This window comes from Flavobacterium sp. 9AF, assembly GCF_902506265.1.
Lineage (GTDB): Bacteria > Bacteroidota > Bacteroidia > Flavobacteriales > Flavobacteriaceae > Flavobacterium.
Window position 1 is genome coordinate 1 of record NZ_LR733604.1, and the last position, 25,989, is coordinate 25,989.

At 31.5% G+C, this 25,989-nt stretch carries 12 protein-coding genes; 10 read left to right on the forward strand and 2 right to left on the reverse strand.

Annotation, left to right across the window (positions count from 1 at the left end; all coding sequences use genetic code 11):
- The 5 genes from ybeY to HALO113_RS16900 all read left to right on the forward strand — a co-directional run.
- Positions 1-285 (forward strand): rRNA maturation RNase YbeY (ybeY, locus tag HALO113_RS16880; protein WP_159780310.1); only part of this gene is annotated, 285 nt, incomplete at its 5' end.
- Positions 286-392: 107 nt separating this feature from the next.
- A complete protein-coding gene (gene mnmG, locus HALO113_RS16885) occupies positions 393-2,270 on the forward strand; it encodes a tRNA uridine-5-carboxymethylaminomethyl(34) synthesis enzyme MnmG (RefSeq protein WP_159780311.1) in 1,878 nt (625 codons plus the stop codon).
- A gap of 125 nt (positions 2,271-2,395) precedes the next feature.
- The gene (locus tag HALO113_RS16890) at positions 2,396-3,241 is read left to right on the forward strand and encodes a bifunctional 2-polyprenyl-6-hydroxyphenol methylase/3-demethylubiquinol 3-O-methyltransferase UbiG (RefSeq protein WP_159780312.1); all 846 of its coding nucleotides are present in this window, start codon (positions 2,396-2,398) and stop codon (positions 3,239-3,241) included.
- A 247-nt stretch (positions 3,242-3,488) separates the two neighbouring features.
- On the forward strand, positions 3,489-4,085 hold the full coding sequence (locus HALO113_RS16895) for an OmpH family outer membrane protein (RefSeq protein ID WP_159780313.1): 597 nt from the start codon (positions 3,489-3,491) through the stop codon (positions 4,083-4,085).
- 88 nt (positions 4,086-4,173) lie between these two features.
- Positions 4,174-6,444 (forward strand): helix-turn-helix domain-containing protein, encoded by a 2,271-nt coding sequence (locus HALO113_RS16900; protein ID WP_159780314.1) that lies wholly within the window; start codon positions 4,174-4,176, stop codon positions 6,442-6,444.
- Here the strand turns inward: HALO113_RS16900 and HALO113_RS16905 are convergent.
- Positions 6,441-6,824, reverse strand: coding sequence for a DoxX family protein (locus HALO113_RS16905; RefSeq protein ID WP_159780315.1), 384 nt, complete (start codon positions 6,822-6,824; stop codon positions 6,441-6,443). The genes HALO113_RS16900 and HALO113_RS16905 overlap by 4 nt on opposite strands.
- A 4-nt stretch (positions 6,825-6,828) precedes the next feature.
- Positions 6,829-7,977 (reverse strand): DNA polymerase III subunit delta', encoded by a 1,149-nt coding sequence (locus HALO113_RS16910; RefSeq protein ID WP_159780316.1) that lies wholly within the window; start codon positions 7,975-7,977, stop codon positions 6,829-6,831.
- Positions 7,978-8,539: 562 nt separating this feature from the next.
- Here HALO113_RS16910 and HALO113_RS16915 point away from each other — a divergent pair.
- The 5 genes from HALO113_RS16915 to HALO113_RS16935 all read left to right on the forward strand — a co-directional run bounded on the left by HALO113_RS16915 (position 8,540) and on the right by HALO113_RS16935 (position 25,965).
- Positions 8,540-8,974, forward strand: coding sequence for a hypothetical protein (locus HALO113_RS16915; RefSeq protein ID WP_159780317.1), 435 nt, complete (start codon positions 8,540-8,542; stop codon positions 8,972-8,974).
- Between the two features lie 31 nt (positions 8,975-9,005).
- A complete protein-coding gene (locus HALO113_RS16920; RefSeq protein WP_159780318.1) occupies positions 9,006-10,277 on the forward strand; it encodes a hypothetical protein in 1,272 nt (423 codons plus the stop codon).
- 123 nt (positions 10,278-10,400) lie between these two features.
- Positions 10,401-11,978, forward strand: coding sequence for a gliding motility-associated C-terminal domain-containing protein (locus HALO113_RS16925; protein ID WP_159780319.1), 1,578 nt, complete (start codon positions 10,401-10,403; stop codon positions 11,976-11,978).
- Positions 11,979-11,995: 17 nt separating this feature from the next.
- Positions 11,996-15,355, forward strand: coding sequence for a PorP/SprF family type IX secretion system membrane protein (locus HALO113_RS16930; protein ID WP_159780320.1), 3,360 nt, complete (start codon positions 11,996-11,998; stop codon positions 15,353-15,355).
- A gap of 62 nt (positions 15,356-15,417) precedes the next feature.
- On the forward strand, positions 15,418-25,965 hold the full coding sequence (locus HALO113_RS16935) for a T9SS type B sorting domain-containing protein (RefSeq protein ID WP_159780321.1): 10,548 nt from the start codon (positions 15,418-15,420) through the stop codon (positions 25,963-25,965).
- Positions 25,966-25,989: the final 24 nt, after the last annotated feature.

Below are 25,989 nucleotides of genomic sequence, written 5' to 3' on the forward strand. Positions count from 1 at the left end.
TTACACAATATTAATATTGAGTATTTAAATCACGATACACTAACTGATATAATTAGTTTTGATTATACTGAAGACAATATAATCAGTGGAGATATTTTTATTTCTATTGAAAGAGTAAAGGAAAATGCTTTTGATTTTAATACAGATTTTCTTTCTGAATTAAAAAGAGTAATGATTCATGGTGTACTTCATTATTGTGGATATAAAGATAAAAGCAAAAAAGAGGAGCAGCTTATGCGTTCAAAAGAAGATGAAAAAATCAACATGTTCCACGTGGAACTTTAAATCTTAATTTTGCTTTTTTTGTTCCACGTGGAACAAAAAAAATTACACATAAATATGTTTCACGTGGAACACTTTTTTAACTTTTAAAAATAATTACAAAACTTAAAATGAGTTTATTTCAAAATAAATATGATGTTGTAGTTGTAGGTGGTGGACACGCAGGTTGTGAAGCTGCTGCTGCTGCTGCAAACATGGGTTGTTCTACTTTATTAGTAACGATGAGTTTGCAAAACATTGCACAAATGTCTTGTAATCCTGCTATGGGTGGAATAGCTAAAGGACAAATAGTGAGAGAAATTGATGCCTTAGGTGGTTATTCTGGAATAGTTTCTGATAAAACCGCTATTCAATTTAAAATGTTGAATAAATCAAAAGGGCCTGCAATGTGGTCGCCTCGAGTACAAAGTGACCGTATGCGTTTTGCAGAAGAATGGCGTTTGCAATTAGAGAATACACCTAATCTAGATTTTTATCAAGAAATGGTTACTGGAATTATAACAGATAATGGTAAGTTAGTAGGAGTTAAAACTGCACTTGGTATTGAAATAAAAGCAAAAGCTGTAGTTTTAACAAATGGTACTTTTTTGAATGGTCTTATTCATATTGGTGATAAACAATTTGGAGGTGGTCGTGCTGGTGAAAGTGCTTCTTTTGGAATTACTGAAGATTTAATTAAATTAGGTTTTGAATCGGGTAGAATGAAAACAGGGACACCTCCTCGAGTTGATGGTCGTTCATTAGATTATTCAAAAATGATTGAGCAACCTGGAGATGCAGTTCCTGACAAGTTTTCATATTCATCTATAACAAAACCTTTAGCAATTCAAAAATCTTGTTGGATGACTTACACATCTAATGAAGTACATGATTTACTTCGTGAAGGCTTTGATCGCAGTCCTATGTTTAATGGTAGAATTAAAAGTATTGGTCCAAGATATTGTCCTTCTATTGAAGATAAAATTAATCGTTTTGCTGATAAAGAAAGACACCAATTATTTGTGGAACCTGAAGGTTGGAATACAGTAGAAGTATATGTTAATGGTTTTTCAACATCTTTACCAGAAGATGTTCAGTTTAAAGCCATGCGTTCTGTAGCTGGTTTTGAAAATGTAAAATTTTTTAGAGCCGGTTATGCGATTGAATACGATTACTTCCCTCCTACTCAATTGCAACATACTTTAGAAACAAAATTAGTAAGTGGTTTATATTTTGCAGGACAAATTAATGGAACTACAGGTTATGAAGAAGCTGCTTCACAAGGTTTAATGGCAGGAATTAATGCTGCTTTAAAAGTACAAGAACGTGAACCCTTTATTTTAAAAAGAAACGAAGCTTATATTGGTGTTCTTATTGATGATTTAATTACTAAAGGTACTGAAGAGCCATATAGGATGTTTACTTCAAGGGCAGAATACCGCACTTTATTAAGACAGGATAATGCTGATATTAGACTTACACCTAAAGGTTATGAAATTGGTTTAGCTAAGAAAGAAAGGTTAATTAGAATGGAAGAGAAATTATCTAAATCTGAAGCTATGGTAAATTTCTTTAAAGAAACCAGCTTAAGACCTGAAGAGGCTAATTCTATTTTAAAAGAAAAAGGTTCTACAGAAATGCTTCAACCGGATAAAATGTTTAAAGTTTTTTCACGACCTCAAATTGATTTAGAAGATATTGTAAAGTTTGAAAAAGTAAAACAATATATTGAAGAAAATGATTTAGATAATGAAATTATTGAGCAAGCAGAAATTCAAGTAAAGTATTCTGGATATATAGAAAAAGAAAAAAATCATGCAGATAAATTGAATCGTTTAGAAGATGCTGTTATTCCAGATAATTTTGATTTTAACAAAATAAAGTCAATATCTATTGAAGCAAAACAAAAATTAGAAAAAATTCGTCCTAAAACCATTGCTCAAGCTTCTAGAATTAGTGGAGTTTCACCAAGTGATATTTCTGTGCTACTTATACATATGGGACGATGATGAAATTCTTTTTAGATAGTTGTATTTTAGTAATGCTGGCATATTATTTTTGAAAAATATAAAATGTTTCACGTGAAACAACTTTGTTAACCCTTATTACCACTACTCTTTTGAGTTTTATATTTATGAATTTTGAAAACAAAACCACTTATATTGAAGTTAAAGATTTTTCTGTTTCGGGAAAATCTTTTTCTTTACTAATGGATGAAGAATTAGAATTATTAAAAACTATACCTCAACCTAGCCTTTTAGACTTACCTTCTTATTATGAAAGTGAAGATTATATTTCACATACAGATCATTCAAGATCTTTATTTGAAAAAATGTATCAAATAGTTAAAAGAAGTGCTATTAAGAAAAAAGTTAATTTATTAACAAAATATTCAATCAAAGGAAAAATTTTAGATATCGGTGCTGGAACAGGAGATTTTCTAGTGGAGGCTAAAAATAAAAATTGGGATGTATTAGGTTTTGAACCTAATGAGAAAGCTAGGAAATTGGCTTTAGAGAAAGGTATAAAATTTACAGATGAATTAGAAAATCTTGAATCTAATCAATTTGACGTAATAACAATGTGGCATGTTTTAGAACATATACCCAATTTAGAATATCAAATTGAAGAACTCAAAAGATTGTTAAAACCAAATGGAATTTTATTTATCGCAGTTCCAAATTTTAAATCTTACGACGCGAAATATTATGCAGCATTTTGGGCTGCTTATGATGTACCTAGACATTTATGGCATTTTTCAAAAAAAGCTATAGAGTTGTTATTTCAAAAACAAAATATCAAATTGTTTCACGTGAAACCAATGTGGTTTGATAGTTTTTATGTGGCCATGTTATCAGAAAAATATAAGACAGGAAAAATGAATTTTATCAAAGGCTTTTTTATAGGTTTTGTATCAAATTGTAAAGGAATTGCTAATAATGAATATTCTTCCCATATTTATATATTAAAAAACCAATAAAAGCGTATTATATTAAGTATAAACAATCTTTGTGTAATTTTTATACAAAAGTATTGTTGGTTTAAAATTGTGTCTTAAAACGCTTAATTTTAAGTCGTTTTTAATAGCAAATATTTATTAGTCTTGTTAAGTTATATAATTTTTACTTATAATAAAAAATCAACAGAATTTGGTACTTCATATGGATTTACTATTTTTACGAAAAATTTCAAATAAAAAATTTTAAAAGCAAATAATAATTTAAAAAATGAAAAGAGCCTTATTAATTTTAGGAGTAGCAATTGCATTAATTTCATGTGATAAAAAAGAAGATAAAAAAGAAGATTTTAAAACAGGTTATATAGACACTGCAAAATTAATTCAGGATTATGAAAAGTTTAAAGATGAAGATGAAAAGTTTATAGTCAAATCTGAAGAAATGAAACGCCCTTTTGCAGCTAAAGCAAAAGCTTTCCAAGATGAGGCAGCTAGTTTTCAAAGAAATGCTCAAATTAAAGGAATGGCTTGGGCACAACAAAAAGGGGCAGAATTGCAACAAAGAGAACAAGAACTTTCTATAGAGCAAGAAGCTTTATTAAGACAAATTCAAGTAGAAAGCGATAGTATTCGTTCTTCAATAGTGAAAGAGTTAAAAGATTATATTAAAACATACGGTAAAAAAGAAGGTTACGATTATATATATGGTACTGGTGATGCAGCCACAATTCTGTATGCTAAAGATCCTTATGACATTACTGCTGATGTATTAAAGAAATTAAATGATGAATTTAAAGCTAAAAATGGTACTACTGACAAAAAGGAAGTAACTGAAAAATCAGATAAAAAAGAAGAAGACAAAAAATAAATATTTCAATAATAATTATAAAGCCCCAATTATAAGGGGCTTTTTTATTGGCTTACATTTAGTTATATTTGTTAAATATATCTGCCTTATGAATACATTTTCTATCGAAGCCAATTACATTTTACAATTCATTCATCAAACAAATAAATCCCTATTTATCACTGGGAAGGCTGGAACCGGAAAAACAACTCTTTTAAAAGAAATTCTTAATGTTACTTATAAAAATACAGTTGTAGTTGCTCCTACTGGTATAGCTGCTCTTAATGCTAATGGCGTTACTATCCACTCTCTTTTTCAATTACCTTTTGCTACTTTTTTACCTGATTTAAAAGAAGTTACAAATTTTTCAAGTTCTTTTAAAATTGAAAGCCGATCATCCTTAGTAAGACATTTTAAAATGAATACTTTTAAAAGGAATGTAATTAATTCAATGGAATTGCTTATTATAGATGAAGTATCAATGCTGCGAGCAGATGTTTTAGACGCAATGGATTTCATGTTAAAATTCACAAGAAGAAATGAGAAACCTTTCGGTGGTGTTCAGGTAGTATTTATTGGCGATTTACTTCAATTACCTCCAGTAATAAAGAATGAAGAGTGGGATGTTTTAAAAAATTATTATAAAGGTGTCTTTTTTTTTAATGCTCATATTATTCAAAGCAACCCTCCTTTGTACATCGAACTCTCTACCATATTTCGTCAAAAGGATACACATTTCATAGAAATACTAAATAATTTACGTACGAATAAAACTACAAAAAAAGACATTATTGCGCTTAACCAATTTGTACAACCTCATTTCAATTTAAAAAATAATCCAGGATATATTTATCTTACTACACATAATGCAAAAGCGAATGAAGTAAATCAATCTTCTCTTAATGGGTTGAAAGGTAAATCGTTTACTTTTTTACCTGAAATTGTGGGTGATTTTCCTGAAAAAATATTTCCTATAGAGGAAAGATTAGAATTAAAAATTGGTGCTCAAGTAATGTTTATAAAAAACGACCTAAATATTGATAAACAATATTTTAATGGAAAAATGGGTTTTATAGCATCAGTTAACAATAAAGAAATTTTTATTCATTTTCCTGAAGAAAATAAGACAATAGAAGTAGAAAAGTATGAGTGGCAAAACATTCGTTATAAAATTAATGAAAGTACAAAAGAACTAGAAGAAGATGTTATAGGAACTTTTGTCCACTACCCTATTAAATTAGCTTGGGCTATAACTATTCATAAAAGCCAAGGACTTACATTTGATAAGGCTGCTTTAGATGTTTCTCAAGTTTTTGCACCAGGCCAAGCGTATGTTGCCTTATCCAGACTTAAATCTCTTAAAGGTTTAGTTTTACTTACACCATTACAAATAGATGGGATTTCTAGTGATGAATTGGTGCTAAATTATGCAAATAATAAAGCTAGTGAAAAAGATTTGGAAGATACATTTATACTTGAAAAGCAACACTTCTTTTTAGATTATTTATGCAAGGGTTTTCATTTTAAAGAGTTAATTCAACAATGGAGAAATCATTTTTATAGTTATAAAACCGAAGAATCCAAAACAATTAAGTCAAAACATTATGATTGGATTCAAATGCAATATGAAAAAATGAGCGCTTTAGAAAATCATTCGGAAAATTTTATTAAACAATTAAAAAACATCTTTTTAAACAAAAATAACTTTAATAATCAATATGTTAACGAAAGATGTGAAGCTGCTTATTCTTATTTTTTCCCCATTTTAGATACGGTATATTTTGAATTATTATTTAAAATGGAAACTATAAAAAGAACAAAAAACGCAAAAGCTTATTTTAACGAATTATGCGAATTAGAAGAACTAACACACGCTTCTCTACTCTTACTTTCCAAAGCGAAAATACTAACTATATTAATAACTGAAGGAAAAGAAATTTCAAAAGAACAACTTCTTCCAAATACCTTAAAAGAATATAGAAAGACCAAAATTGACATGGCATGCTTAAAATATATAGATGAAAATAAAAACTTGTTAGATGATTCATCTTTAATATTTTACGGTAAAAATAAAGATAAAAAAAACAAAAAATCGACCACTGAAGAAACTTTAGCGCTATGGAGGCAAAATCTTTCAATATCTGATATTGCTAGAAAAAGACAACTAACAGAAACAACTATATACAATCATTTTGAAAAATTAATCAGTAACGAAATAATAGCTATTAATGAATTAATTACTGAAGATAGATTACAAGAATTAGAAATAGCTTTTAAAAAAGTAAATAATGAAACATTATCCCAAATAAAAGAAATCTATGGAGATACTTTTACTTGGGAAGAATTAAAATTATTTAGAGCTAGTTTAAAAAGGAATTAACCTAATAAATAAACAGCCATAATAGCTGGAATGAAATAAATTACAATAGTACGAGCTCCGTCATAATCTTTAGCAATTCTTTGACCAAATAGTAGAAATAATAATGTTATACATGATAATATAGCACCATAATAACCTGCTTTTGTAGAATTACTTGATAAAAGTTCAATGATTCCTGAAATACTTAAAACACCAGAAAAAATTTCTAAAACCAATAAGATAAATAAAGCTAATGGAACCGAATTCTTAAAAATTGTTCCAGCAAAGTGACTCTTTAGCCAAGAAACATTCCCTTTCCAATCTTTAATTTTGTCATAACCAGATTGTAAAAAAGTAATACTCAATAATAATAATAATAAAATAGGGGCAATTTGTATCATAATCTTATTTTTTATGTATTAATCGTGTTAATTTAATAGATAGGTCAGTTAAAATAATTTTGCTATTTCCATTTCTTTCAATATGATAAATAGCATCTTCTAACTCCTTAAAGATAAGAGTTATATTGTTTCCATCAATAAAAGGAGCAAATTTTTTTAAATCAAAATTGTTTTCTTTAGGTTCAAAAAAAACCAACTCTTCTGCTTGATAATTACTTAATAAAGCCTGTCTAAAAAAATGAATACAATAGTGTAAAAATTGCTTTTGTACTTCTCTACCTAATGCAGCAATGTTTTCACTCCATTCTATTAAGTCTTGAATAGCAGCCGCATTTCCCTTCGCTTTAAAAGCACTCCTTACCCATTGAATAAACCAAGACTCAAATGGAAATTCTTGATTATCATTATGTAAAATATGCAACGCTCTATTATAGTTTCCTTCACTTTGATGAGCAATTTTTTTAGCTAAATTTTGATCACAATTTTCTTTTTCGATAAGTGTTTTTGAAATTACATTTTCACTAAGTCCAATGAAATCAATTAATTGACATCTTGAATAAATGGTTTGTAATATATCATCTATAGATTCAGTAATTAAGATAAAAACAGTTTTATTAGGTGGTTCTTCTAAAAGTTTTAATAACTTATTAGAAGCAGCAATATTCATTTTATCGGCCATCCAAATAATCATAATTTTATATCCACCTTCATAAGATTTTAACGACAAAGCTTTATTAATTTCAGCTGCTTCATCAACACCTATTTGTCCTTGTTTATTTTGAATTCCAATTACTTTATACCAATCAAACAAACTTCCATAAGGATTCTCTTTCAAAAAACTACGCCATTCTTGTAAGAAATTAGCACTTACAGGATGTGATTTAATCGTATCATTAGTAGCAACTGGGAAAACAAAATGGAGATCAGGATGGGAATAATTTTCAAATTTTAAATTACAACTGGCATTACCAGTAGTATTCTCTTGATCCGTATTGGAACACAAAATATATTGTGCATAGGCTATAGCCATTGCTAATGTACCTGATCCTTCAGGTCCAATAAATAATTGAGCGTGCGGAATTCTTCCTAATGATACACTTCTAGTTAAGTGATTTTTAATATGTTCTTGTCCTAAAATGTCTTTGAAAAGCATGAAACAAATATAATAATTACATTTAATGAAAACTTCATTTCTTTCTTTTCTACACTTTAAATTTTTTTAAAATAGAAATAAGTTATTAACAATCTGTTTTTTAATGAATAAGCAAAAATTTTTTTTAAAGCAAATTTTAGGCAGGTGTTCAAATTGTTTTTTTAACAAATTAAAACACGAAATTCTATATTTTTATTTGTAACTTTATAAAAAAGCTTATTGATGATTATCTAAGAATTTTGCCTTTAGTCTAGATAATATTTAAAAATTAGCTAATATTTGTTAACGTTTGCAAAGTAAATTATTAGTTTTTTTAAATTTTAGAGATTAGATTTTATAAGATAAAAATTTTTGGCACGCATTTTGAAAGCACTTATATATAATTGATATATTGATTAAAAAATGAATTAACGGCAACAATGATTATGAATAAAAAATGGTTACGATAAATTTTTTTTTAAAATAATTATTAACATTTTTATCAAAATATTTTGTTAAAACATTTAAATACATATATTTGTAGTTGTTTTGCCTATTTACTGAAAAATTAACAATTTTTATTATGAGAAAATTTTACGTATGTATTATTGCATTATTTTTATTAGCATCTGCTGATGTAGTAGCTCAAAACGGACAAAAAGTAATTATTGATATCAGAGGTATCGGTACTTACCATGATCGTAAAGATTTAGAAGCAATGACAAAAGGACAATTAATGCCATTGTATCTAGAACGAGTTAAGATTTTATTTAGTGTGATTCAATATTTTGGAGTAACAAGTAAATCGGGAGTAACATTTACAGACTTAGGTATACCAGCAACAAAAGAAAACATTAAATTGTTGGATACTGAAACGGCTAACAGAGAAGAATTTTTAACAAACAATGCTGAGTTTTTGAAAGGTATTTTACCTTATTCAGATACGAAGAATATAATTAATGCTATTTTGTTTTATGAAGAAGTTTTAAAACTTGTTCATCAAGTACAAGTTGAATAGCAATTATAAAAAAACATAAAAATCAAACGTTATGAAAAAAACTATCTTATTAATTGCATTAGTTCTTTCAGGACTTTCAATACAGGCTCAAGATAATTGGGGAATTGTAGGCGGAAACAATTGGTTAAACGGTTGGTCTTCATTTAACCCAGTCGGAAAAGATTATCCGCAGACAACAAAAATCCTTACAGGAAATATTTCTTCAGATTTGACATTAACCAATCTTGAAACTTATAGTCTAGTAGGTGAAGTGTATGTTACTAACAATGCTACCCTAAAAATTGAACCTGGAACTGTTATTAGAGCTAATTCGGATCAATTTAGTGCATTAATCATAACGAAAGGTTCAAAAATCGTAGCTGAAGGACAAGTGATAAATCCTGTGGTATTTACTTCAGATAAACCAGTAAATGCCCGTAAAGCAGGAGATTGGGGTGGAATTTTTATCTTAGGTAATGCACCAATTAATACTTTTGGAAGCATGTCTAGAATCGAAAGTGGAATCCCAAGCAATTTTGTAGTAGGTGGTGGCGATAATGCAGCTGATAATTCTGGTGTGTTAAGAAATGTTAGAATTGAATTTGCAGGTAAAGGCAAAGATAGATATTCAGTTTATGATGGTTTAACACTTGTGGGTGTTGGTTCTGGATCAACTTTTGAATCTATCCAAATTAGTATGTCAAATGGTAATGCCTTCAAATTTATCGGAGGTAACCCAAAAGCATCGAAATTAGTATCTTATAGATGTAAAAACAGTGATTTCGATTTTACTCAAGGTGTTATTGCTAAAATTAACAATGGATTAGCGATAAGAAACCCTTATTTTTCAGCTAGTTCTAACTATAGAGCTGTAACTGTAGATGCATTTGTAAATAGAGATTTAACCGATTTTTCTAAACCTGTTACAAATGTTAGTTTAGATAATTTTACTATAGTAAATGAATCAGATGGGAAAGTGGCAGACGGCCTTGTGAAAGAAGCGATTTATATTAATAAAGATTGTTTATTTGACTTCAAAAACAGTGTTGTTACTGGTTTTTCTTCAGCTCTTTATTTAGATGGAAAAATTCCAGTTGAAGAAGAAGGTCTATCAAAAATTAAATTGAAAAGAATATTTATTAACAATTGCAAGAAAAATATTGTTTCTGAAAATGGTGGAGTTACAAATGATGATTTAGAAAGTTATTATGGTAATCCATCTTACGGAAATAGGTATTCAAGTACTAAGTCTGAAGACTTATTTGTAGATGCTAATAACCCAAAAACTCCTGATTTTAGAATTAAGATTGGTAGTATCAATTAAATAAATATCTAAGACAAAATAATAATATTATTTTAAACTGTTAAAATTGTAGTTCCTGAATTACTCTTTTAACAGTTTGGTTATTATAAACAATTATTGAATAAGTATTAATATTTGGTAAAGATGTGGACAAAAAGCTTAAACTATCTACTATTTTTAATTGTATTTGCAATTCATTCAAATGCTAATACAATCGAAAATAAAAATGAAAAAGAAATTGAAATAAATTCTAATTATTTATTTCAAACACCCTCTATTCAAACGGTGCGATTCCCTCCTTTTTCTTTTACTGATGCAGTAACTTTTTGTCAAAGTAGTGCTAATCCTACGCACGAATTGACATTTCAAGTGACTAATTATGCGAATCTTAGTGGAAGTAATCAATTTCAATTGTTCCTATCTGATAATGATTTTACAAATCCTACAACTGGAATTCAAATTAGCAACCCAACTATAGTTTTTACAGGAGATAATGGTACTACAACAGGAAACTATAAAGCGACATTCAGCTTTCCTGCACAAACTTATGGAAGTACATATAAAATAAGAGTGAAAGCTACTACTCTATCAAGTTTTTCAACTTCTCAAGTTTTTTCAGCGTATGATCTTATTTTTAATCAACAGATCCCTTTAAATGTTACTAATGGAAATGCTGTTATTTGTACAGGGTCAAGCTATACAATTTCTATTTTAGAAAACAATAATCCAGACCCATCTCCATTAGCTTATTCTTATTTAACGTATACATGGTATAAAAAAAATGCATCGGGTATATTTGTTGCAATCAATGGTCAAACAGGTCCTAGTTTAACGGTAACAAGTGCAGGTTTTTATTACGTTGAAGTAAATTATGGTGTTACATGTTCTAGTTCAGCATCTCCTAATACACTTGCAAAATCAGTTCAAGTTACAGTTACAGAAATAAGTAGTGGGGGTACATTACAAATTAATACTATTAACGGTGCCACTGAAGTATGTGAATCCATAGGAGTTGAATTGTTATTACAAGATAACTCTGGAAATATGGTGGCAAATGGATCTCCAATATCTTGGTTTTTAGATGGGAGTATAATACCAAATGCAAATTCAAATACCTATTTAGCTACACAAGGAGGTTCCTATACAGCTTCTTTAGATAATGGTTCTTGTACCGTTACTGTACCTAATAATCAAGCGTATGTGCTAGATGACATTACCTTTAATGCCACATTAAATGTTAATACACCATATGAATTAGAAATTGGACAAAATTTTAACGCAATTGTAACTACAGATGCCATTTCACCTTCTTTTGAATGGTATTTGAATACCAATCTTCTATCAGAAACATCTAACTCATTAAATATAGCTACAGCGGGTCAATATACAGTGATAGTTACTGAAAATTCAGGATGTATTTCTACAATAGAATTAAATTTATTAGTCATAGAACCAAGTGTTGATGAAATACCTAATCTAATAAGTCCTAATGGAGATGGTTCCAATGATAAATTTAAAGTACCATATAATTTAACAAGTTCAAATAACCTAAGCCTCGAAATATACAATTCCTCAGGAAAGCAGATTTATGCTACTGACAATTATCAAAACACATGGCCAGAAAACAATAATGATGCTTTTCAATCTAAAGCTTTTTATTATTATAAACTGTCTAAAGATAATCAGCTTATCAAAGAAGGAATTCTAACCGTAATCAAATAACCCTACAAATTAATCAATTGAAAAGTAAATACTTAAGTGTAATTCTATGTGTGTTCTTTATATCAGCATTTTCTCAAGAAAATGCTTACACCTCTTTTGATGTTTCCTTAAATAATTCGATTAAATTAAATCGTTATTTAATTAATCCTTCTTTTAGTTTTGCACGAGAGGCAGCACCCACTATTAATTTGGTAAACAAAAGACAATGGGTAAAATTTGATGATGCTCCCGTTTTTTATCATCTAAATTACCAAGGAAGAGTAAGTAATGAATCCAGATTTGGAATTGGTGCTTTTATGCAGTCAATAGGATTAGTAAAAAATGTAGGTGGATTACTAAATTACGCCATTAATGTGCCTTTACAAAAAGATGCAAATTTCACTTTTGGCCTTAATACGTATTTTACAAGTAATAGTTTTGATATTAATAGAGCTGTTACTGAAACAAGCGAACCGTTGTTTCAAAATTTAACAACTACAACCCTTATTTCTGTTAAACCCGGTTTAAATTTAAATTTCAATAATTTTGATATAGGTATTTCTGCTGATAATATAATTTCTTATAATTTGTCTACTAGTGAATCAGTTAAAGAAAATAAATCAGCATCTTTTTCAGGACATTTAATGTACACTAAAGAATTAGATAGTTACTATAATATTCTTGATGGTGCTAATTTCTCTACTATGCTAAGAGTCCAAAGTAGTAATGGTGCTACTGGGTTAGCGGCTAATTTTTTATTGGATCAAAAGGAAATGGGTTGGGTTGAAGCTGGATATAATTCTTTATATGGAGCTAATGCGGGTGTAGGAGTTGCTATTTCTGAAAAATTTCTAATAGGTTATGCTTACAATTTATCAATAAGTAATTCTTTATTCTTTGGATCAAGTCACGAATTTTCATTATCTTATAGATTTGATGAATATGATAATGCTTTTGATTACAGAAAAAGAGCGCAAAGAATAAGAGAGCGTAATGCAAAGAAAAAAGGAGCTGTTAATACTACATTTGCTAGATTAGAGCAAGAGAGAATAGATAAAGCTAGAGCAGAAAAAGAGCGTTTAGCCAAAGAAAAAGAAGAAAATGATAGATTAGCACAATTAGAAAGAGAAAGATTAGCTGCTTTAGCTCAATTAGAAAAAGAGAGATTAGCAAAAGAACAAGCCGAAAAAGATCGTTTAGCAGCATTATCGCAAGCTGAAAAAGATCGTTTAGCAAAAGAGCAAGCTGAAAAAGATCGTTTAGCTGCTTTAGCGCAGGCAGAAAAAGATCGTTTAGCAAAAGAGCAAGCTGAAAAAGATCGTTTAGCTGCTTTAGCACAGGCAGAAAAAGATCGTTTGGCTAAAGAGAAAGCAGAGAAAGATAGATTAGAAAGATTAGCAAGACAAAAAGCTGAAAATGACAAAATAGCTAAAGAAAATGCAGAGATAGATAGATTAGCTAGAGAAAAAGCAGAGAAAGATCGTTTGGCTAGAGAGAAAGCAGAGCAAGATCGTTTAGCTAAAGAAAAAGCAGAACAAGATCGTTTAGCTAGAGAAAAAGCAGAGCAAGATCGTTTAGCTAAAGAAAAAGCAGAACAAGATCGTTTAGCTAAAGAGAAGGCAGAGCAAGATCGTTTGGCTAAAGAAAAAGCAGAACAAGATCGTTTAGCTAAAGAGAAGGCAGAGCAAGATCGTTTGGCTAGAGAGAAAGCGGAACAAGATAGATTAGCTAGAGAGAAAGCAGAGCAAGATCGTTTGGCTAGAGAAAAAGCAGAGCAAGATCGTTTAGCTAGAGAAAAAGCGGAACAAGATCGTTTAGCTAGAGAGAAGGCAGAGCAAGATCGTTTAGCTAGAGAAAAAGCGGAACAAGATCGTTTAGCTAGAGAGAAAGCAGAACAAGATCGTTTAGCTAGAGAGAAAGCAGAGCAAGATCGTTTAGCTAAAGAAAAAGCAGAACAAGATCGTTTAGCTAGAGAGAAAGCAGAGCAAGATCGTTTAGCTAAAGAAAAAGCAGAGCAAGATCGTTTGGCTAGAGAGAAATCAGAACAAGATCGTTTAGCTAGAGAAAAAGCAGAACAAGATCGTTTAGCTAGAGAGAAAGCAGAACAAGATCGTTTAGCTAGAGAGAAAGCAGAGCAAGATCGTTTGGCTAGAGAGAAAGCGGAACAAGATCGTTTGGCTAGAGAGAAAGCAGAGCAAGATCGTTTGGCTAAAGAAAAAGCGGAGCAAGATAGATTAGCTAGAGAAAAAGCAGAGCAAGATCGTTTGGCTAAAGAAAAAGCAGAGCAAGATAGATTAGCTAGAGAAAAAGCAGAGCGAGATCGTTTGGCTAGAGAGAAAGCGGAGCAAGATAGATTAGCTAGAGAAAAAGCAGAGCAAGATAGATTAGCTAGAGAAAAAGCTGAGAAAGATCGTTTAGCTAGAGAGAAAGCAGAGCAAGATCGTTTGGCTAAAGAAAAAGCTGCAAATGAGAAATTATCTGTTAGTGAAAAGATTTCTAGTATAGAAAGTAAATTAAACATCTCTAATAAATTATTAGATGATTATAAGAGTGATATTGAAGAAAGAACAAAACGTTCGGATAAATTAATTAAGAGTTTAGACTCTATCGTTAAAGAAAGAGATTTAGATTTGAAAGCCTATATTGGACAAGATGATCCAAATTATAAAGGACCTGAAAGAAAATTTGTGAGTAGTTCACAACAAAATGCACAATTAAATGAACTGAAAAGTCAAATAGCAACAAATAAAAAAGTATTTGATGATTTAATTTTTGATTTTGAAAACGCAAATAGAGCTAGGTTAAATGAGTTAAAACAAAGTGGTCTAAATAGCGAGGATGCTAAACAATTGAATGATTATTATCAAAATGTATTAGATGATTTAAAAAACAAAAAGCAAAAATATATTGATCTTGAGAAAATGGCGGATTTAAAAATTCAGCAAATTAATGTCGCAAAAGAAGAAGAAAGACAACGAAGAATTAAAAAAGCAAATTTTGATACTGAAAATGAAAGAATTGAAAAAGATCAAAATAATTTAGAAAGTATTAAAAATGCTGCCTCTAGTGGACAAGCATCGCAAGGTGAAGTTACTGGAAACTTATTGGATGAAGAACCAGAAACTAATGATATTCCAATTGTGAAAAAAATGAACAATGTAGCAAGCGGTTATTATATGGTGTTAGGTAAATTTAAAGATACAAAACAAAGAGATGCATTTATTAAAAAGGTAGTTTCTGAAGGAGGAACTAGTGTAAATCAGTTCTATAATATTTATGATGCAACCTACTATGTTTTCTTAGGTAAATTTGATGAATTGCCATCTGCAACTAAAGAGTTAAGTAAACGTGGAACAAAATCATATAATAAGAAAATGAAGATTGTACAAGTGCAATAAGTTAATTGTTAATTTTATATTAAAATTTTTATTACTTTTAGAGGTCTTAAAATCTATAAACTATGAAACATAAAATTACCCTACTAAAAAAAATAGTCTTTCTCACCTTATTTTTGGTGAGTCCTTCTATTTTTGCCCAGAATTTTGTTGCTTTTAATCGGGCTTCTACCACAGCAACACCATCTGGACAAGCTACATTTCAAGGATTAAAAGGGAATATGCTCCAAATAGGAAATAATATTCTGAATAGGCAAACTAATTCCCAAAGCCCTAATAATGCCTATAATGGAACCGGTAACAATAATGGTACTAATATGCAGTACATTGATATTGACGGTGATGCATCAACTTTCAATTCTACTACTGCTGATTTAACAATTCCTGTTCCTACTCCAGGTTGTTATCAAATTAAATTTGCGGGTCTATATTGGGCTGGTGTATATAATCCAAATAATATTGGTAACCAAGTAAATCGAAATCTACTTGGTAATGTAAAATTTAAGATGCCTGGTGGAAATTATATCGATATAACTGGAGGAGTAGCTAATGTAATATTTGATTCATTTACTGCTAATCAACCAGTTTCTAGTAACAACTGGGGATATGCTGCATACTATGATGTTACTACTTTAGTTCAATCTTTGCCAGATGCTAATGGAACTTATGGGGTTGCAAATATTCAATCGGGTTTAGGAGATAATACATCAGGTGGTTGGAATTTAATTATAGTATATGAAGATCCATTAACTACCGCTAAGAATATCGATATTTTTAATGGTTTTAGTAATATTTTAAGCGGTTCTGCCCCATTAGATATTCCTATTACTGGTTTTAATGCTATTCCTATAGGACCCGTAAGGGCTCAATTAGGTTTTGGTGCTCTTGAAGGAGATAGAGCTTATACTGACGACCGTTTAAGAATCAATGGTACTAGTATGACTATTCCTACAAGGCCTGCTAATAACTTTTTTAATTCAACCATTAACGATATTAATGGTGCCTATACAGCTAGAAATATTAATAGTTCCAATTTATTAGGTTTTGACGCAGGAATTATTAATGTTACAAATCCTGGAAACGCTGTTATTGCCAATAGTGCAACAAGTGCCACAATAAGGTTAGAAACCAATAATGATTCCTATGTTTATTACATGAATGCATTTGCGATTGAAGTAATTCAACCGCAAATCAATTTAGTAAAGGTTGTTAGAGATTTATCAGGAAATGACATAGGAAATACAACTGTAGCTTTAGGCCAAGAAATATGGTATGAATTGGATTTTCAAAACATTGGAAATGATGATGCTACCAATTTTACTATTGTAGATCAATTACCTATAAATGTAAGTTTTACAAATTTGCCAGCCAATATTGTTTTACCTCCAGGTGTAACTTATACATTTAATAATGTTAATAATACGATTACTTTTACAATACCTAATAATTTAGTTACTGAGTTTGGCGCAAATTATCAAATTAGAATTCGTGTTAGAGTCGCTGAAAATTGTTATGATTTAAGAGACGCTTGTTCTAATGAAATTACAAATACGGCTTATAAAACATATTCAAGTTCTACATCTGGAAATGTTGTCGAAAATCAACAACCTAGTGCTTCAGGAATTGATGCTTGTTTATTTCCAACTCCAGGTGCAACAAACTTTATTGCTGATATTGATGATTGTACTTTTGAATCTGAAGAGGTTTTATGTGGTTCATCGGTTACATTAACTGCTGGAAGTGGCTATACATCTTATCAATGGCATAATGGTTCTCCACCTACAGCTGGAAATGCTATTCCTAATGCTACAAATCAAACATTTGTTGCTACAACAACAGGAACATATTCTGTAGTTAATACAGCTCCAGCTCCATGTTTGTCCATCGTTGAAACATTTAATGTTGTCGATTTTAATGGGGTAGTTCCTAATCCTGTCATACCTTATGCAGATCAAGTAGATATTTGTCCTGTTGACGGTTCTGAATTACCAAAAATATATTTATGTGGTGCTTCTGATTCTCAATTAATAGAATCTGGAATTTTAAATGCACAATCAATAAATTGGGAAGTATTAAATCCTAGTGCAGCTTGTATAACTAATAACCCTCCACCATCAACATGTCCTAATACAGGATGTTTACCTGGAGATTGGCAACCAGCAGGTACAGGACCAAACTTCAATGCTGTTGATGCGGGTCAATATAGAGTAACGATTACTTTCCAAAACGGATGTTTTAGAACATATTATTTTAATGTGTACAAAAATTTATTTACACCAACAGCTGTTGCAACGGATGAAATTTGTACGACACCAGGAACTATTACTGTTAACGGTGTGCCTCCTACTGGTTATGAGTTTAGTATTACAAGCTCAACTGGGCCTTGGCAACAAAATAATAACGTGTTTAATAATGTAGCTGCAGGTACCTATACAGTATATGTACAACAAATTGGTGGTGGTGTTGGAAACTGTTTATTTACTATTCCAAACGTTGTTGTAAATACTAGAAACTTTGATGTAGATGTAATTGTGCAAGATGCACTTTGTAGTGGTGATAAAGGTGAAATACGCGTTCAAGTAAACAATGTAGAACCACAATATACTTATCAATTATTACTTGGAGGAAATCCTTTCGATCTTGCAGGTCCGATTGATGTAAATGATTATACTTTCTCAAATTTAAATGCTGGAAATTATACGTTAAATGTAACAACTACAGATGGTTGTACTTATACTCAAAATATTACCATTTCAAATCCTCCTTTATTAACAGTTACTGGAGCAGTAACCATTCCTTTAACTTGTAATAATGGAGAGATTACTTTGTACCCTGTTGGAGGTACGCCTCCTTATATATATACAATTAGTGGAGACCCTGATTTATATTCAAACCCTAATTTTGATATTTCAACTCCTGGAAACTATTGTTTTACTGTAACAGATTTTAATAACTGTACGGCTCAAACATGTGTAACAATTGATGCAATTCCTGCACCAGTTTTTACAGTAACACATACAGATGTTTTATGTAATGGTGGTGCAACGGGTGAAATTGTATTTAATGTAACTAATACAAATGGCTATACAATACAATATAGTGTAACTACTCCACCAAGTGGCCCTTCTTTTGGAAATAATCCAGTTTTTTCTAATTTACCGGCAGGAACTTATGAGGCTCAGTTACAATATTCTTTAAATGGTGTTGTTTGTCCTCCAATAATTCAAACCATTGTTATTAATGAACCACCAAATGCTGTAGAAGCATCAGCTGGAGTTTCAGAATTAGCAGGTTGCGGACCTAATGGTGAAGGAATGGTAAGAATTACCAACCCTCAAGGTGGTAGTGGTACTTATGAATACAGTTTTGATGGAGGAATAAATTGGATTGCTACAAATCAAGCTTACCTTCCACCAGGTACTCATACAGTTTGTATAAGAGATGCAAACTCTATTACATGTACTTCTTGTTACCAAGTTACAATAGACCCAGCGCCTTCTGATCCAACAATTACTGTGGCGGATCCAGATTACAATTGTGATGGAACTGCAACAACTACAGTTACAGTTAATAATAATGGAGGCAATTTTGCTTACACTTATTTATTAGATGGGAATCCAAACACCAATACTCCAGCAAACATTTTTATCAACGTGCCTTGTGGACCTCATACAGTTACGGTTCAATATCAAAACTTAAATATTCCTACTTATAGTGATTTATTAAGAGAAGATTTCGGTTCTGGAGCAAATACAACCACACCAGGAATTGCTGCTGCTTATTGTTGGAATAGCCAACCTTTTCCAGCTACTACACCATGTGGAAATAATGCAATACCTGGATATTCACCAGTTTGTGGTTCTTACACAATTGAAGACAACCAATATAGCGTAACTAGTGCTATTATTCCTAATAATTGTAACTGGTACGCATATAGAGATCATACACAAATTTTAACAGGTACTCCAGATCCTAATGGTAGATTCTTAGCAGTTAATATTGGTTCAGCAGCAGGTAATTATGGTATTTTATACAGTAAAGTAATCAATAGTGTATTACCTAACCAACCAGTATTAGTTGACCTTTATTTAGCGAATCTTTTAAGAGCAGGAGTTGCTGGTGCTGATCCTGATTTTATATTGGAATTAGTTGATCCTTCAGGCAATGTAGTAGCATCTCAAGCTACTGGTATTGTAGATAATGTTACCGATGGATGGCAATTAAAAACATTATCATTAAATCCTGGAAATAACACTACACTAACTTTTAATATTCGTTCTGGAAGTATCCTTTATAACGGAAATGATGCAGCTATTGATGATATTTATGTTCGTCAAGAGCCAATTGCTTGTATTACAGCAGTTGATTTCCCAATATTAGTAGACTGTAATCAAGCTTTTTCTGCACAAATTACAAGCTTCAGCGATGTAAGTTGTAATGGAGCTAATGATGGACAAATTACTATTGCTGCTCAAAATTTTGATACACAATTTTATTATTCTTTAACAGGAGGAGCTCCATTTACGGTTTCAACTTCTTCTCCTGTAACAATTACTGGTTTAGCGGCAGGTACATATAATGTCGTAATACAATACGATTTATCTTCTACACCATGTTCATTCCCTTTCACACAAGTTATAAGCCAACCTAATGCGTTAGTGGCATCAGCAGCTTTAACTAATCCTGCAACTTGTTTAAATGGTGGTACAATTACAGCTTCTGCTTCAGGCGGAACACCTAATTATCAATATGAATTACAAGATACTTCAGGTAATGTTATTGCTCCTTATAGTTTAAGTACAAATAATGTATTTACAAATTTACCTCCAGGGGATTACATTGTAGTTGTTCAAGATGCATTATTATGTACTGATCCTATAGATGTTGCTGTAAATATCCCTGCTCCTACAGCACCTACAGCAGTAATCGATGCTTCATCAGATTTATGTTATGATGGAACGAATGGTGCTACATTAGTAGTGACTGCTTCAGGAGGAGTTGGGCCTTATAGCTATAATATTAATGGAGGAATTTTTGGACCCAATAATACTTTTTCAGTAACTCCAGGTACTTATACAATTATAGTGAGAGATGACTATGGTTGTGAAGTTACTTTACCAGCTGTTACAATTGCTCCTCAGTTAACGGCATCAGCAAATTTAACACATGGATTAGATTGTACGGCTTCTCCAGATGCAGATATCGATGTTGTTATTAATGGTGGTTCAACTAATTATACCTATCAAGTTTTATTTAATACAAATCCTTTAGGTTCTCCTGTTACATTAACAGGTGGTATAAATACATTTACTTATACTACTCCTAATCCTGGAAACTATCAGTTTGTTATTACAGATGCAATAGGTTGTACAGTTACTACTAGTACTACTACTGTAGCTCCATTACCAGTTTTAAATGTTCCTGTAGCAACGCAAACAGCATTCAATTTATGTAATGGAGATTCTAATGGAGCATTTACAGTAACTGCTACAGGTGGATTACCTCCATATGAATATAATATAGGTAGTGGTTTTACTTCAAATAATAATTTTACAGGATTAACAGCGGGAACTTATACAGTAACTGTTAGAGACGCAAATTCTTGTACACAAACTACGACAATTACTCTAAATCAGCCAGATCCGATTAACTTTACCATTGTTGAAACAGATATTCAATGTGGTGTTACAGGTACAGAGCCAGGATCTATAGATGTTATTAATGTAACGGGTGGAACATTACCTTATACATATAACATAGATAATTCTACAGGAACTTTTACAGATTCTTATAACGCACTAGCTGGAGAGGATCATTCTTTTTCTATCTTAAATTTTGGTATCTATACAGTAGAAGTTGTTGATGCTAATGGATGTGTATTGGTGCAAAATAATATAAGTATTGCTTCTCCACCTAATAGTTTAAATATTGATATTTCTACTCCAACGGCCGATTGTACTACAGGAGGAACCATTACTGTTTGTGTAAATACAGCTGTTGTAGGAGGTCCATATCATTTTGCTATTTATCAAGATTTAGCACCTGCAATTCCTCCTTATCCTACATATCCTGGTCCAGGTTATCAAAATGCTGATATTACTGACCCTACAGGTTTATGTTCAACCTTTACCAATTTAATACCTGGAGTAACATATAGTTTCATTGTTTATGATGAAAGTACAAATTGTTATTATTTCCAAACTGCAGATGGACCAGTTCCTACTCCATCAAATATAACTTCTACAATTACACCTCATAATGTAACTTGTACAGGAGCAAATGATGGAAGTGTTTCTTTTACGGTTAATGGATATTCTGGAACAGGGTTCACGTATCAAATTTATCAAGCTTTAAATAATATACCAGTTGGTGGTGTTGGAAATTATACAGGTCCAGCACCTGCGACAATTAATAATTTTGGAGTTTTATCACCAGGTCAATATTTTGTTTTATTCACTGAAGTAGGTGGACCAAATAATGGTTGTACACAAACATCTATTAACTTTACGATATCTGAATCTCCAGTGCTATTATCTGTAACCGCTGCTGTAACTCATAATGATAATTTATGTGCTGAAGCAGGACAAATTACTGTAACAGGTTCTAATGGAACACCACCTTACAGTTATCATATTGTTACTGCTGGTGCACCTGCTCCTACAACTTGGCCGGGTCAAACTTCTAATGTGTTTAGTAATTTAGCTGGTGGTTCGTATGACATTTATATACAAGATGCTAATGGTTGTATACAACCTTTTACAAGCATATTTGTACCTACAGATTCAAGTCCTGATATTACAGCGACTCTTGATCCTGCTACCTTGTGTAATTCTAATGAAGGTAATTATAGTATAACCGTTGCTACTAATGCAGCAGTTGGTGTACCACCATTTACGTATACTGTAGATACAAGTAGTCCTGTAACATTCCCATCTAATCCATACACGATTACTGGCTTAAATTCAGGTACACATACAGTTACTATTATTGATGCTAATGGTTGTACTGATACTGAAACAATAACAATCAATCCACCTTTAAATGTGAACATAATACCTTCAGTTGCAACAACTGGAAATTGTGGTGCAAGTGATGGTATAATTACGGTTAATGCTGCTGGTGGATCTGGAAATTATACATATACTATTAATCCTAATCCTGGACCAATAACATTATCTAATAATGTCTTTTCAAATGTTCCTTCTGGTAGTTATACAGTTACAGTAACCGATAATACAACGGGTTGTTCTATTCCTACGAGTGTAACATTAACGCAACCAACCAACCCATCTGCAACAAGCACTGTAGTTGATGTAACATGTAATGGTGGTTCTAACGGAATGATTACTATCAACTTAACTGGCTCTAATCCAGATGTGCCTTATACCTATGAAATTACTACGGGTCCTGTAACTTTCCTCCCACAACCAGGTAATGTATTTAGTGGTTTACCAGCGGGTAATTATGATGTAGTAATCACATCAGGAAGAGGTTGTTCGACTACTTTAAATATTGACGTTGATGAGCCATTACCAATTGTTGTACCTGCTCCAACGGTAACTGAATTTGCTTGTAACGCTGGTACTAATACAGTAAACAATGCATCAATTGTAGTGACGGGTGTAACTGGAGGTTCAGGAACATATATTAATTATGTGTTTATTGATACAGCTACAAATAATGTACTTCAATCAGGAAGTAATAATACCTACTTAGAATCTAATGTTTTAGGAGGTTCTTATACAATTAATGTATATGATAATAATGGCTGTTTAGGTTCAACTACAGCTATCATTGCTCCATTTGTTCAGATTTCAAATCCTACAGTAACTGTTACAAATGCAATTACTTGTACAAATCCAGAAGATATAACAGTAAATGTGACAACTACTGGTGGTGTACCAACAACTCTTATATATACTGTTACGGGTTATCCAACTAATAATGTGCCTTATAATGTAACGCAAACTAATAATCCTAATTTTACAGGATTAACAATCGGTAGCTATGATATATTTGTTGAAAATGCTACTACTGGTTGTGTAGTTCAAATGATACATTATGTGTTTAATCCAAATACTTTTATTGTTAATGCAACTGTTACTAATAATGTAACTTGTTTCGGTGGAAATGATGGAAGTGTTGATTTTAATTTTATTGATCAAAACCTTGTTCCTACAAATGATGCAGGACCATTTACATTCCAAATTTTTGATTCAACAAACACTTTGGTTACTTCTGGTTCAAGCCCATCTGCGGGTCCTTTTACTGTAAATAATTTAGCAGCAGGAGTATATCAATTAGTTGCTACATTAACTAACAGTCCTTATTGTCCTGCAACAATTAGTTTTACTGTAACACAACCTACCACAGCTTTAAGTATTACTGCTACTAGTACACCTATTACTTGTAATCCTGGTAATGATGGAACTATTTCTGCAGTAGGTGCTAATGGTTGGGGAGGACCTTATGAATATCAACTTGTAGGACCAGGCGTTACACCTACTTGGTCTATAACATCTAATTTTACAGGTTTAGGTGCTGGATCTTATACAGTAAGTGTTAGAGATACTGAAGGCTGTGTAATTTCTACTACTATTAATTTAGTTATTCCTACACCTATCTCTGCATCTATTTCTGCAACCCCTACTGCGTTATTATGTGTAGGAGATACAAATGCTACTATTACCGTTTCTGGAACTACAGGTGGTTTTGGAAGTGGATATTTATATACTTTAAATGATAGCAATGGACCATTTTCTGGTCCACAAACAAGCAACATATTTGCTAATATTGGAGCAGGAACATATAATGTAACAATAACAGATTCTTTCAATTGTACTTTTACAACTGCAAATGTTACTATTACAGAACCAGCTGATCAAGTTATAGCAACATTAGCTCAAATATATGATCCAACTTGTCAAACTGATGCTATTCTAGAATTAACTGCAACAGGTGGAACAGCTCCTTACAGTTATAGTAATTCTCAGAATGGTCCATTTACTACTTTCCCTGGTACATCAGTACAATTTACTCTTCCTGCAGGTACTTATCAGTATTATGTAGTTGATGCCAACAATTGTATTGTCGTTGTTTCTAATTCTATTACTGTTGAACCAGTTATTCCAGTTTCTGTTTCAGTTGATTTAGCAAATGCTTATATCTCTTGTAATGGAGGTACAACAACAGTAACAGCTGTAGCAACAAATGGTTTAGGTAATTATGTTTATACATTAAATCCTCCTGTGGCTACTGTAAATCAACCTAATCCAGGAGTATTTGAAAATGTGCCAGTGGGTACTTATACTATTGTAGTAACTGACGGGGATTGTAATGGTGTTTCTCAATCTTTTAATATTGATGAACCATCAGCAATTACAATCGACAGTCAATCTTTTACTAATATAACATGTGCAGATAATCCAACAGATGGAACAATCACGGTTGTAGCTAGTGGAGGTACAGGAACAATTCAATATTCTATTTCCTCAGCGCCTAATGAAACTGTTAATTCTGGAGTTTTCACAGATTTAGCACCAGGTACTTATTTAGTGTATATTCAAGATGAGAATGGTTGTACACCACCTCAATCGCCATTAACATTTACTATTACTTCTCCACCAGCATTTAATGTAATTAGCGTTACTCCTGTGGCTGAAGTATGTTTAGGTGATGGAGGATCTGTGCAATTTACAGTTTCTGGTGGTACTATTAATGCAACTACTGGTTATACTGCAACTGAAGGAAGTCTTACCCAAACATCTCAAACAGGTGACTTTACATTTACTAATTTATCAACAGGTGATCATCAATTCATTGTAACTGATGCGAATGGTTGTGTTACAACTGTAGAATTTAATATAGGTGAAGGTGTAGATATCCAAGCAGATTATGTTATTGATGTACTTTGTGCTAATAATGTTCCTCAGGCTACTGTAACAATCTTATATAATGATGCTTCAATAGCGCTATCAGAACTTACATTTAACTTAGATAATGGTGCAGTCATTCAACCTGGAGATAATATATTCTTAAATGTGCCAAATGGTAATCATACAGTAAGTGTTACACATACAAATGGTTGTATGCAACAAGTTAATTTTGCTATCGCTTTACCATCTGTACCTACATTAACACTTTCTCAAAGTGGGCTAAATCAATTTGCAATGTCGACTACTGGTGGTAGTTCACCATATGAATATACCATATTAAATAGTAATGGTTCTATTTTATATGTGGGTTCAAACACAAACTATTTAGTAAGTTACACAGATACTTATACTGTAATAGTTACAGACGACAATGGTTGTACAGATACTGATGCTATTTTTGTTGAATTCTTTGATGTAGATATTCCAGATTATTTTACACCTGGAGGTGATGGTAACAACGACACATGGAGTCCGAATTATTTAGATAATTATCCTAAAGCTGTTACTTATGTATTTGATAGATATAGTAGAAAAATTATAACCTTACATCCAGGTGAATCATGGGACGGAACTTACAATGGTAATGAATTACCATCTGGAGACTATTGGTATGTTCTAAAACTAAATGGTGAAACAGATGCTCGTGAGTTTGTAGGTAATTTCACACTGTATAGATAATAAAAATAACTAAGCCTATTGTAA

Excerpts from the sequence above, each read along its gene's own strand:
- mnmG (WP_159780311.1), top strand. The coding sequence starts at position 393 with ATGAGTTTATTTCAAAATAAATATGATGTTGTAGTTGTAGGTGGTGGA.
- HALO113_RS16890 (WP_159780312.1), top strand. The coding sequence starts at position 2,396 with ATGAATTTTGAAAACAAAACCACTTATATTGAAGTTAAAGATTTTTCT.
- HALO113_RS16895 (WP_159780313.1), top strand. The coding sequence starts at position 3,489 with ATGAAAAGAGCCTTATTAATTTTAGGAGTAGCAATTGCATTAATTTCA.
- HALO113_RS16900 (WP_159780314.1), top strand. The coding sequence starts at position 4,174 with ATGAATACATTTTCTATCGAAGCCAATTACATTTTACAATTCATTCAT.
- HALO113_RS16905 (WP_159780315.1), bottom strand. The coding sequence starts at position 6,824 with ATGATACAAATTGCCCCTATTTTATTATTATTATTATTGAGTATTACT.
- HALO113_RS16910 (WP_159780316.1), bottom strand. The coding sequence starts at position 7,977 with ATGCTTTTCAAAGACATTTTAGGACAAGAACATATTAAAAATCACTTA.
- HALO113_RS16915 (WP_159780317.1), top strand. The coding sequence starts at position 8,540 with ATGAGAAAATTTTACGTATGTATTATTGCATTATTTTTATTAGCATCT.
- HALO113_RS16920 (WP_159780318.1), top strand. The coding sequence starts at position 9,006 with ATGAAAAAAACTATCTTATTAATTGCATTAGTTCTTTCAGGACTTTCA.
- HALO113_RS16925 (WP_159780319.1), top strand. The coding sequence starts at position 10,401 with ATGTGGACAAAAAGCTTAAACTATCTACTATTTTTAATTGTATTTGCA.
- HALO113_RS16935 (WP_159780321.1), top strand. The coding sequence starts at position 15,418 with ATGAAACATAAAATTACCCTACTAAAAAAAATAGTCTTTCTCACCTTA.